We start from the raw sequence: 11,507 nt of genomic DNA, 5'->3' as shown, positions 1-11,507 counted from the left end.
TTTTCGATCGGTAGCGCCGTGAAATTGCTGGAGTGCTTCGTCAAGATCGGATCTTAGGGTTGAAGCCGTAGCAGAAGCCGGAAACGCTTGTTGAGTTCCGCTAACACAAAATGTAAATGTGGCCAGAGCGCTAGTGCGCCCCAACGTCGCGAACGCCTATCCCACTCATTCGACGATGATCCCTGCAGAGATCCGACGCGGCTTGCAACGACACGGTGTGACATCGATCACGCCGATGCCGCCCGGCTTAAGCGGCGCGCGTGTGTTTCGTTGCAGCGGCGAGGAAACGCTCGTGCTGCGTTGTTGGCCCGACGGCACCACCGAACAGCGCGTCAACGAGATCCACGCGGTCGTCTCGGCGGTCGCATCCACGTTTGATTTGCTACCAAAATACCAACCGATCGATCCACATGGTGCGTCGCTGACGATCGACGCCTCGGGACGCATTTGGGAGCTGGCGACATGGATGCCGGGGCAACCGCTTGCTGAGACCGCACCGCTGCATTTGATCGGCAAGGGTGCCGCGGCGATCGCTCAATTGCATCATGTGATGGGGCGACTGGGCCGCTGGCAGCAACCGGCCCCCGCGATCGCCCAACGGTTGCAGCGTGTCGCGTGGCTGAATCAGCAGTTGCCCGGTTGCCTGGCGACCGATCTGCAGGACCGGGTGCACCCAAGTGTCGCGGCCCCCGTGGTCCGAGCCTGTCGGTTGTTGCAACAGCGGTGGCCGACCACAGCCCCGCGATTGACCGAGGCCCTGACGCCACTGGCCAACCAGCGGTTGCCGCTGCAGTACGTTATCAGGGACATTCACCGCGAACACATGCTGTATTCAGCGGAAAAAGTGGTCGGAATCATTGATTTTGACGCCCTGCGGGTCGACACGGTTGCGGTCGACTTGGCCCGCTGGGCGACCAGTTTTTCACAATTCCGCGACTCCCCGGTGCAGACCATTGATCGAATCGTGGCGGATTACCGCTGCGAAGCGTCATTATCAAGCCAGTCGGCCCCCCGCCAGCTCGACGCCCCCTCAGCCGCTGACCGGACGTTCGGCATCCCAGAGATTGGCATCGGACAGTCAGTCCTACCGGAGCTTGATGCTCCAGAGTTTCGTACACTGGTACTGACGATCGCTGAGACCTCACTTTGGATCAGCTTGGCAAATTGGGTCGTTTGGCTCGTCGGCGAGTCGAGGCAATTTGCCGATTTGCAGCTTGTCTCCCAACGGCTCGACCGATTAATCGAATCAGTTGATGGGCAAACGAAACGTTGACGTTTTTTAGCCGCCACAACTAAACTCGTGGTGGCGATCACCGTGACGATACGATCACTATGAAAAGAAATCATTCCTTTATGACCACGACGTCTTTGGATAGGGCCTCCCGCGCGGCAACGCTCTCCACCGCGATGCTTCACAAGACGGTGCGTCGCGTGGCGGTGCTTGGTGTCGCCGTTTTGGCCATGGCCCTGCCCGGGATCGTCCCGTTGGGTCCGTCGAGCGCATTGGCCCAAGGCACGTTCGACGCCTCCGCGCTGGACCAGTCCGGTGACGTCTTCGGCGGCATCAGTTTCGGCGGGCTGACCGACGCCCAACAAGATCCGGTCAGTTGGACGGCCAGCTATGTCACCAACGGGCAACGCGGACGACTGGACATCGAAGCGACGGTGGGTCGATCGTGGCACATCTATTCAACCACTCAACCGCCCGGCGGTCCGCTGGCAACCAAGTTTTCGATCGCGTCGCCGCAGTCGGTTTCGATTGCCGGCGATTTCAAACCCGACGAACCACCAACGAAGAGCGTCTCGGATGTTTATCCGGGCGTGACGATCGAAGAACACGAAGGCGTCGTGCGTTGGTCGGCTCCGATCGAGCTGCCGGCCGGGTTCCAAGACGCGATTAAAGTCAAAGTCAGAGCGTTGGTGTGCCAGACCAACGGGTCGTGTTTGCCGGCCGATGAAACGTTGACCGCCACCTTCGCCGGGCCAGACAAGACGTCCGCCGAACAAGATAGCGACGAACCTGAAACATCGTTCGTGGCGAATCCCGTCACGGCGGAAACGGCCGCCAAGTTGCTGGCCGATCCGAACGCCAAACCGACCACGTTTCGCGACGGAGACTACGACGTCACCTGGACCGCCGGCGTCTCGTCATCGGTCGTCCCCGGTGGGCGTGGCCAGTTGGTCTTTCGCGCCACCCCCGAAGCCGACTTTCACGTCTACAAGGGTGTGGTCGATGATTCCGAATCGTCGACCAACTTCGTCGTCACCGAAAAGAGCGGCTTGCTGGTCGGTCACCCCAACGCCAACCAGCCGATCATTTCCAAGTCGTTGTTCCCCTCCATCCCCGGTGTGCCCGACACGCCACCGGTGAAGTACTACAAGGGCCAGGTGACCTGGTCGGTGCCGATCAAGATCCCTGCGGGGACGGCGGCGGGCGACTACCCGATCCGAGGCTATGTCTGTTACCAAGCTTGCACCGACAAGAGCTGTCTGCAACCGATGGCTTTCGAGTTCAGTGCGGTGGTGACAGTCGCGAACGAAGCCGACGCGACGCTCGGTCCGATCGAAATCAAGTCTGCCAAGTTTGTCACCGCGATCGATCAGGCCGCGGAAACGAAGTGGGTCGATGACTTGGACAAAGACGCGGAGCAACCGACCGCGGGGCAACCCGGCGTCAATGTTGTCGATCCCACCGACACGATCCCCGGCGCACCCGCGACGCAGCCCGCCGATCCGGTCGTCCAAACCCAACCGACCGAGAACGCCGAGACGAATACGGTCGCCCTGGCCGGCGATACCCCGAAAGCGTCGCTGCCCTTTATCATGTTGCTCGCGTTCTGCGGCGGGTTCATCCTGAACTTCATGCCCTGCGTGTTGCCGGTCATCGGGATCAAGGTGTTGAGCTTCGTTCAACAGGCCGGTGAAGACCGCCGCCGCGTGGCGCTATTGAACTTTGCCTATGTCGCCGGAATCCTGACCGTATTCGCCGGGCTGGCTGTGCTGGCCATCGTGTTTTCGTTTGGTTGGGGCCAACAATTCGCTTACTTCCCCGTGCGGATCGGATTGACCGTGCTGATCTTTGCCCTGGCGCTGTCGTACCTGGGTGTCTGGGAACTGCCGACACCGGGTCTGGCGACGGGCAAGTCGTCGGAAAACCTGCAGAGCAAAGAAGGCCTGAGCGGCGCGTTCTTCACCGGAACGTTCGCCACGATCCTGGCCACACCTTGCAGCGGCCCGTTCCTCGGCGTCGCGCTCGGGTACACGATCTATCTCAATTCCGTCGAATCGGCGCTCGTCATCATGACGGTCGGACTGGGCATGTCATTGCCCTATATTCTGCTGGGATTGTTTCCGTCGCTGGTCGGCTTCCTGCCCAAGCCGGGCAACTGGATGGTGACGCTGAAAGAGTTCTTGGCGTTCCTGTTCTTGGGAACCGTCGCGTACTTCTTCAATCAATTCAGCGACGAGCAAAAGTTGCCGGTCTTTGTGACGCTGATCGGCGTCTGGTTCGGCTGCTGGGTGATCGGAAAAGTGCCGCCGTGGCAATCGATTGAAAAACGTTTGCGTGGCTGGAGCCTGGGTGTCGCGAGTGCGGTTGCCATCGGCTGGCTGGCGTTCGCGTATCTGGAACGCAACCCGGCTCCGGTGGTCGGGCCCGGCCAAGTCCAGTACGTCGCCGACGACCATGTCCGCTGGGAAAAGTTTGACGAAGAACGGCTTCAGGAACATCAGGCAGCCGGCCGCACCGTGATGCTCGACTTCACCGCAGCCTGGTGCCCCAACTGTATTTTGAATACCGAGATCGCACTGGACACCAAGCCGACCAGCGAGTTGCTCGCCGAGTTGGATGCGGTTCCGATGCTGGCCGACATGACCGACCTGCCCGAAGACATCGTCGAAAAACTGGAGAAGGAATTCGGCAGCAAATCGATCCCGCTGCTGGCCATCTATCCGGGAACCGCGCCGGAAAAGCCGATCGTGCTGCGTGATATCGTGACACAATCGATGGTTCTCGATGCATTGAAACAGGCCGGCCCCAGTCTGGATGCGTCGATGGTGTCGCGTTCGTCGACCAAGGCCGCGCGTTTGACATCCAAGCCGGATCCCGCGGTCACGACCAGCCACTGATCGCGCGGCAATGGGATTCAGCAGCGCTATCGAGATCGAAGACACGATCGTCGCGATCGGGTCATCCACCACGCCCGCGGCGCGCGGCGCGGTCCGGTTCTCGGGGACCGACGTGATTGAGATCACGCGACAGCTGGGAATCAATCCGACGAGCGAGCGATCCGCACATTGCGTCGACGGCACGATCAACTTGGGCAGCCCGCTGGGCGAGATCCCCGTCCGCGCCCTCGTCTGGCCGACGCCCGTCAGCTACACCGGTCAACCGTCGCTGGAAATCCACACCTTCGGTTCGATGCCGATTCTCAGCGCGATCGTCGGACGTGCCATCGAACTCGGTGCACGCGCGGCACGACCGGGTGAATTCACCTTGCGCGCCTTCCTCGCCGGCCGGCTCGATTTGACTCAGGCCGAAGCGGTCTTGGGGGTGATCGAAGCCGAAGGACGAGGCTCGCTCGATCACGCGCTGCGTCAACTGGCCGGCAACCTTTCGCGACCGATGGAATTCATGCGGAGCCAATTGTTGGACCTGTTGGCCGACGTCGAAGCCGGGCTGGATTTCGTCGACGAAGACATTCAATTCATCAGCGATGACGATCTGGTCGCACGACTGGATTCGATCCGATCCACGCTGGCAACGACGCGCGAACAATTGACACAGCGGACGCGAGACAAGTCGCAATGGATCATTGCGTTGCGTGGATTACCCAATGCGGGCAAGAGTCGACTGCTGAACGTTCTGGCCGGTCACGAGGCCGCCATCGTCGCCGATCAAGCCGGGACGACGCGCGATGTGGTTTCCGTGCCCATGCAGTGGGGTGAACACAACGTGATGCTGGTTGATACCGCGGGGATCGAAACCGCCGCCGGCGATTCGTCCCTGGAACAGATTTCGCATCAAGCTCAACTGCAAGCCGACCGCGCCGGCCGCGAAGCAGACATCCGGTTGTGGTGCGTCGACCACGGATCCCGCCAATGGCAGGCGACCTATCGTGCCATGCACCAGCTCGCCGACGAGAAACGACGTCCGGCGATCGATCTGTGGGTGGCCACCAAATGCGATTCACTGAGCGATTCATCAGGCGACCAAACACCGGCGGACCCGCCGGCGCCCGATCCATGGATCCGCACCAGCGCGTTGACCGGCGCCGGGATCGAATCCCTGCGGCAACAAATCACCGACGCGATTGAATCCCTGGATGCCTCCGAGGGTGTTTCGATTCTGGGGACGGCCGCCCGCTGCACCGGCAGCCTGCGCGCGGCCGAGACGGCGATCGCATCAGCGATTGATTACGTCGGCGGCGGAGACGGCCACGAGTATGTTTCCTCCGAACTCCGTCTGGCCGCGTCCGCCTTAGGTGAAGTGACCGGAGCGGTCTACACCGATGATATTCTGGACCGCGTCTTCAGCCGATTCTGTATCGGCAAGTAAACAGGTCACGCCCTCGCCGGCGTGTCCAACTGGTATCGCGGTGAAGCGTTTTTTTCACGTGTTTGGCGAGGTTTTAGCGGCAGGGCGCGAGCCCTCCGGTCTTTCACGGTGTTTTTGAAACGCGACCGGACGGCTCGCGCCGTTCCGCTAACACGTCGTGCGGACGCGCGACGCTACGCCGGTCCCAACCCCATCATCCGTCGCCAGGCACTGAACTGACCCATGTGCAACATGATGTGACCACCCAGGTAGAACGCGTGTGCTGAGGCCATGCTCGGAAACTTCGCCCGCATCGCTTCGTTGGGATTCTCGACGAGGAACGAATCATCCACGGCTTGTTCAACCGTTTCGATCGCTTTTTCGTATCCGCTGCGGAATGCCGCGACGACTTCGTCCATGCTCGGGTACAGCGTCCCGTCGACATCGTCCACGCACTTGGCATCTTTGCTAAATACCTTGCTGAACGTCTCACTCGGCCGGATCGCCGACGCGTCCTTGCCCAACTCGGTGACGACCCGTTCGGGATACAAACTGAGATGCCCGAGAATGAAGCAGGGGTGATTGGACTCGACCACCTGGCCGTCCGCGGTTGCAAATCTCGCAAATTGATCGGGGCGGACGTCGGTCAACATGCGTTCGGCATAACCGAGTCCGAGTCGCGCCGACGCGGCAATCACGTTGCCGATCACGTGGTTTAAATGGTTCATGGATGGTCTTGGGGTATTTTTTTACGGGGAAAGGAATTCGGCCACGCCGCCAGGTGATCGTTCTACAATCTCAGGCCGTCCTTCACCATGGGCAGCCCCGTCACGCATTTTTTAGAAAGGCCATCGACATGCAAACGTCTCGCTCCACACGATTCACCGTCGCCTTCTGTGCAATGTTCGTGCTGTCGTTCCATCCGTCCAATCGCAGCGTGATGGGTTTCGAGCCCAATTATGACGAGTCAAAGATTCCGGAGTACACCCTGCCGGATCCGTTGGTCACCCAAAGCGGTTCACCGGTCACAACGGCCGAGCAGTGGAACACCGTGCGCCGGCCCGAACTGTTGGCACTGTTTGAAAAACATGTGTACGGGGTATCACCGCCGCCGTGTCCGATTCGCCGCAAACACGTCAGCAGCAAAACGGTGTTCGACGGCTTGGCGACCCGCACCGAAATCGATGTGTTGTTCGGCTCGGCCGATGACGCCACGTCGATGCGAATGATGGTCTACGTGCCGAAGCAACGAGCCGGCGCGGTGCCTGCATTTTTGGGACTGAATTTCCAAGGCAATCACGGCGTCGACGACGATCCCGAGATCGAATTGAACCCGGGCTGGTTTCGCGTCGGCAGGGACGGGACGACCGACGGCAACAAGGCGAATGAAAAATCACGCGGCGCCACGGCTTCACGGTGGCCGCTGCAGATGATTTTAAAACGCGGCTACGCCGTGGCGACCCTCTATTACGGTGACATCGACCCCGACTTCGACGACGGGTTCAACAACGGCATCCATGGCACGCTCGGCGATCAAGTCGCCCACGTCGCGCCGGAATCACGCTGGGGCAGCATCGCCGCCTGGGCGTATGGACTCAGCCGCGGACTCGATTGCTTGGAAGCCGAGACCGATCTGGGCATCGATGCCGCCAAGGTCGCCGTGCTCGGTCACTCGCGTCTGGGCAAGACCGCGTTGTGGGCCGGCGCGACGGACCCGCGTTTCGCGATGGTCATCAGCAACAATTCCGGGTGTGGCGGCGCCGCTCTGTCGCGGCGTGCGATCGGTGAAACGGTCGGGCGAATCAACGAGGCCTTTCCCCATTGGTTCTGCGACCAATTCACCCAATACAACGAAAACGAAGACGCTTGTCCGGTCGACCAACACGAACTGATCGCCTTGGCCGCGCCGCGTCCGATTTACGTGGCCAGTGCGACCGAGGATCAATGGGCCGATCCCAAGGGCGAGTTTCTGGCCGCCGCCGCGGCCGATCCGATTTACCGGCTGCTGGGCACCGATGGCATGGGCGGGGACGCACCGCCGGCCAAGATGCCGGCGGCCGAACAACCGATCAACAGCGGTGTGATCGGTTATCACCTGCGAACCGGCAAGCACGCCGTGACCGACTACGACTGGCAGCAATATCTGGACTTCGCCGATCGGCACTTGAAAGACGGTCGCTGAAAAACGTCACTTTACGCGGGCCGGGCAAATTTTGTATAGCCGGCTCGAACAGGACCCTCTCCCGCCATTCAAGGATGAATCGCGATGTTGCTGGCAGAAGCAAGCATTCCGACGACAGACACGCCCTCGGGCGACACGACGAACGAATCGGCGCTGGACGGCGTGCTCAGCCAAATGCTCAACGGTGAATTCCAGGGCGTGACCGAGTACCTCGAAAACACCGTGCTGCCCAACCTGGTTCCGGCCTGCTTCGGATTGGCCGTCATTTTCTGCGGCTACTTCGCTGCCAAGTACGTGTCGCGAATCATCAGCCGGCCGATCCGCGAACGGATCGACGAGACCTTTGGACGGTTCGTGGGGACCGCCATTTTCTACAGCGTGATGCTCAGTCTGATCGCCGCGGTGGCCAGCAAGCTGGGTGCACCGCTGGGCGGAATGGCGGCCATTCTGGCGGCCGCCGGTTTCGCGATCGGCTTGGCGTTTCAAGGCACGCTCAGCAATTTTGCCGCCGGCGTGTTGATGATCGTCTTTCGTCCCTTCAAAGTCGGCGACGTGGTCAACATCGCGGGCGTTTCAGGCAAGGTCAACGAAATCGACCTGTTCACCACCACGCTGGACACCCCCGACAATCGGCGACTGATCATCCCCAACAGTTCGATCAGCGGCGCCACGATCGAAAACATCAGCTTCCATGCCCATCGCCGTGTCGAGGTGCTCGTCGGCGTCGACTATGACGCGAACATCGATGCAACCCGACACGCTTTGCAAGCCGCCGCCGACGTGTTCCAACAGCAAACGATTCATGGCGAAGGCCGCGGCACCGCTGTCATTCTCGGCAACCTTGGCGACAGCGCCGTGGAGTGGAAAGTCCGCATGTGGGTCAAGTCGGCCGACTATTGGAAACTGACCGAATCCTTAACCGCGGAAATCAAACGGCAACTCGACGCGGTCGGCATCGGGATTCCCTATCCGCAGATGGACATTCATCTCAACCGCATCGACGCGGCCGACGTGCAAGGGACCGACCGACACGTCCCCACGCGTCCACGCATGCGACCGGCTCGCCGTGACGGCAGCCTGCCCTACGCGTCTTAAGCAGTGGGGTAAGCATCCTGCTTGCCAACGCCATGACCAATCGATTGCACGCGATCATTCGCCGAACGCACTGCCAAGGCACGCACCAGCGCTTCGCGATCGACGCGTTGCCGATGATCCGCTCCGATGCCGGGAAACGGTTCACCGCTTGGCTGCTGTACTACCACCGATCGTTTCTCCGCGGTGCAATCGACCCGGACGTGCGGTTTCGTGATTACCAGAATCACATTCTGCATGTTCGCGAGGGCTATTGGGGCGGCGCTCCACGCGTGGCCCACCAGTGGTACAACCGCCTGCAGAAATACCTCCGCGCAGAACGGTTCCGTGATGCGGCCCATGCCGCCGGGGTGCTGTCGCACTACGTGACCGACATGGCCCAGCCCCTGCACACGATCAGCACCGAGCGGGAGGCGTTGATTCACCGTCCGTTGGAATGGAGTGTCGATCAAGCTTACGATCGCATCCGACAGAAATGGCATGACGATCAAATCAACGTCATCATTCAACTTGCCGACGACCCGGGTTGGTTGGGCTCGTTGATGATGCACATGGCGCGTCACGCCCACGGGCACTGCGATCGGCTGATCCGACACTATCGTTTCCACGACGGCGTGCGAGACCCCCGCCAGGGGATCGACGAACACACCCTCACGTCTCTGGCAGAACTATTCTCTTTGGCGATCACCGCGGTCAGCCTGATCCTGGATCGGGCGGCCGAAGAAACCGAATCCTACACCGGATACCCGATCCCCGAATGCCGCTGCGGATGGGCATTGATCGGCGCGACGCTGCGAGCCCCGATCGCGGTTTGGAAAAAACAAGTCAGGCGACACGTGCAGACGCGGTCGATCCGGGCACTGGCCGAGGAATATTTCCAGACCGGTAGCCTGTCCGAGTGGCTTCCCCACGAAGTCGACATCAAACGGCGAGTGATCGCGATCCGTCACGACGAAAAACGCCGCAAGCAGACCCGCCGTGCCGCAGCCTGACTCGTCAGCACGCTACACCCCAAGCTACACTTGAAGCGCATCCCCTTCACCACACCATCCGGGCGATCACGATGAGAGCTTTCGAGGCGACTCGCCGATATTTTCACACCGCTGCCGAACATCTTGATCTGAGCCCCCAGGCACGCGAAGCGATGCTGATGGCGTCACGGGAAATCCGGGTCCAGGTTTCCATTGAACGCGATGACGGCTCCCTGGCCACCTTTGTGGGATTTCGTGTCCAGCACGACAACAGCCGCGGGCCGATGAAAGGCGGCTTGCGGTATCACCCCGAAGTCAATTTGGATGAGACGCGATCGCTGGCGAGTCTGATGACGTGGAAGACCGCCGTCGTCAATCTTCCCTATGGAGGCGCCAAGGGCGGGATCGGCGTGGACCCGCGATCGCTGTCGACGCGCGAACTGGAACGGCTGACCCGTGTGTTCGTCGACCAAATCCACGACATCGTCGGACCCGACACCGATATCCCCGCACCCGACATGGGCACCGACCATCGCGTGATGGCCTGGTTTCGCAACCAGTGGGAAAAATACCATGGGTTCAATCCCGCCGTGATCACCGGCAAACCGGTCGAAGAATACGGTGCCAAGGGCCGCGAAGAAGCGACCGGCCGCGGCGTGGGCACGTTGACGGTCAAGCTGACCAAACGACTCGGCATGAAACCCGAAGCAACCAGCATCGCCATCCAGGGCTTTGGGAACGTCGGATCCCATGCGGCAAAGTTCCTGTCCGAAGCACAATTCCCCGTGATCGCGATCAGTGACATCACCGGGACATACTACCGCAAAGAAGGTTTGGATATCGCCGCCGCACTTCATCACAAACTGCAACATCCTTACGGGCTGCTGGAAGGGTTCAAGGAATGCGACGTCTTACCGACCGATGCACTGCTGACCCTGCCAAACGTCGACATCCTGATTCCCGCGGCGCTCGGCGGAGTGATCACCGAAAAGAACGCCAAGAAGATCTCGGCCAAAGCGATCATCGAAGCCGCCAATGGCCCGGTCGATCCCGATGCCGACAAGATCCTGCACGACCACGGCGTCACCATCCTGCCCGACATTCTGGCCAACGCCGGCGGTGTGACGGTCAGCTATTTCGAATGGGTCCAGAACCGACAACACTATCGCTGGACCTTGGACCGCGTCCGCCAAGAATTGGATCGAACGCTCTCGGAAGCCTTTGAACACGTCTGGCAGAACGCACACGAACAGGACATCTCCCTTCGCACGGCCGCATACATGATCGGGATCACTCGCGTCCGCCGCGCCACCGAACTGGCGGGATTGACGTAGGTCACGCGGCGCGACACATCGAGCATGCACCGCATGCCCCACAAAACTCGGACAATCGCGGCCGAACCACAGGAACTTCCGAATCAAAGGCGTTCGGCGGGCTCCGATGAAGCACTGACCATCACCACCTGCCGGACGAGTTCCAACATGGGTGCCACCCTCGCAGTCTTTCTTGTCGTCGTTGCCGTCGCGGTCGCCTACCTGCTGCGTTCGGCGGTGACGGGATCCAGGTCCCCGATGCTGCTGATCGTGGCCGTTGCAATCATCGCCATCGCCACACTGGGTGCCTGGTACGCCTGGGCCGAATCACGATCGCTCGGCTGGACCCTCGGATACCTCGGCGTCGCCCTGGCCACGTTCACCTTGGCGACGCTCGGTTGGGTCCGCGGCGG

Annotated in this window: 9 protein-coding genes; 8 read left to right on the top strand and 1 reads right to left on the bottom strand. The window is 60.9% G+C overall.

The features are described from left to right. Positions 1 to 235 precede the first annotated feature (235 nt). The 3 genes from ABX749_RS07945 (at position 236) to ABX749_RS07935 (ending at position 5,557) form a co-directional block, all read left to right on the top strand. On the top strand, positions 236 to 1,273 hold the full coding sequence (locus ABX749_RS07945) for an aminoglycoside phosphotransferase family protein (RefSeq protein ID WP_372895504.1): 1,038 nt from the start codon (positions 236 to 238) through the stop codon (positions 1,271 to 1,273). Positions 1,274 to 1,353: 80 nt separating this feature from the next. Further along, the gene (locus ABX749_RS07940) at positions 1,354 to 4,128 is read left to right on the top strand and encodes a protein-disulfide reductase DsbD domain-containing protein (RefSeq protein WP_372895503.1); all 2,775 of its coding nucleotides are present in this window, start codon (positions 1,354 to 1,356) and stop codon (positions 4,126 to 4,128) included. Between the two features lie 10 nt (positions 4,129 to 4,138). Next, positions 4,139 to 5,557, top strand: coding sequence for a tRNA modification GTPase (locus ABX749_RS07935; protein ID WP_372895502.1), 1,419 nt, complete (start codon positions 4,139 to 4,141; stop codon positions 5,555 to 5,557). Between the two features lie 173 nt (positions 5,558 to 5,730). Here the strand turns inward: ABX749_RS07935 and ABX749_RS07930 are convergent, their stop codons facing one another. After that, the gene (locus ABX749_RS07930; RefSeq protein WP_372895501.1) at positions 5,731 to 6,264 is read right to left on the bottom strand and encodes a DinB family protein; all 534 of its coding nucleotides are present in this window, start codon (positions 6,262 to 6,264) and stop codon (positions 5,731 to 5,733) included. A gap of 128 nt (positions 6,265 to 6,392) precedes the next feature. Between ABX749_RS07930 and ABX749_RS07925 the strand changes: the two genes are divergently transcribed. The 5 genes from ABX749_RS07925 to ABX749_RS07905 all read left to right on the top strand — a co-directional run. Then, complete coding sequence (locus ABX749_RS07925) at positions 6,393 to 7,718, top strand: acetylxylan esterase (RefSeq protein WP_372895500.1); 1,326 nt, start codon at positions 6,393 to 6,395, stop codon at positions 7,716 to 7,718. An 84-nt stretch (positions 7,719 to 7,802) separates the two neighbouring features. After that, the gene (locus tag ABX749_RS07920; RefSeq protein WP_372895499.1) at positions 7,803 to 8,813 is read left to right on the top strand and encodes a mechanosensitive ion channel family protein; all 1,011 of its coding nucleotides are present in this window, start codon (positions 7,803 to 7,805) and stop codon (positions 8,811 to 8,813) included. A 32-nt stretch (positions 8,814 to 8,845) separates the two neighbouring features. Beyond that, complete coding sequence (locus tag ABX749_RS07915; RefSeq protein WP_372895498.1) at positions 8,846 to 9,802, top strand: zinc dependent phospholipase C family protein; 957 nt, start codon at positions 8,846 to 8,848, stop codon at positions 9,800 to 9,802. Between the two features lie 71 nt (positions 9,803 to 9,873). Continuing rightward, entirely contained in the window at positions 9,874 to 11,115 is a 1,242-nt protein-coding gene (locus ABX749_RS07910) for a Glu/Leu/Phe/Val dehydrogenase (RefSeq protein ID WP_372895497.1), read from the top strand. 147 nt (positions 11,116 to 11,262) lie between these two features. Further along, positions 11,263 to 11,507 (top strand): hypothetical protein (locus ABX749_RS07905; RefSeq protein WP_372895496.1); only part of this gene is annotated, 245 nt, incomplete at its 3' end.

Source organism: Stieleria sp. (assembly GCF_041595215.1).
Taxonomy (GTDB): domain Bacteria; phylum Planctomycetota; class Planctomycetia; order Pirellulales; family Pirellulaceae; genus Stieleria; species Stieleria magnilauensis.
The sequence above is the reverse complement of the archived record's forward strand: the minus strand, read 5'-3'. Positions and strand labels throughout refer to the sequence as shown.